The organism is Dellaglioa sp. CoH-55-MRSF-6 (genome assembly GCF_056782215.1).
The window spans coordinates 1-265 of sequence record NZ_JBXAYJ010000050.1 but is presented as its reverse complement, the minus strand read 5'-3'; the positions used below and the strand labels follow the sequence as shown (position 1 = coordinate 265).

The 265-nt window shown below is 70.6% G+C and carries 1 protein-coding gene; it reads left to right on the top strand.

Translation table 11 applies throughout. The features are described 5' to 3' along the window. Positions 1-265, top strand: a 265-nt coding sequence (locus tag AC1RPK_RS07750; RefSeq protein WP_481769355.1) for a hypothetical protein, incomplete at both ends; no start/stop codon positions are given.

The window sequence follows — 265 nt, the reverse complement described above, 5'->3', positions numbered from 1 at the left end:
ACGCCGAAGAGCGCGACGCTGATCTCGGCGCTGTTCCCGCTCGGCGGCGTGGGCGCCGTGCTGTGCGGCGTGCTGATGGACCGCTTCAACGCGAACCGCGCGATCGCCGTGTGCTACGCGCTGACGGCGGTGAGCGTGTATGCGATCGGGCAGGCGGCCGGCAACGTCGGGCTGCTCGTGCTGGTCGTGTTCGTGGCCGGCGTGCTGATGAACACCGCGCAGTCGTCGATGCCGGCGCTGGCCGCCGCGTTCTATCCGACCGAAG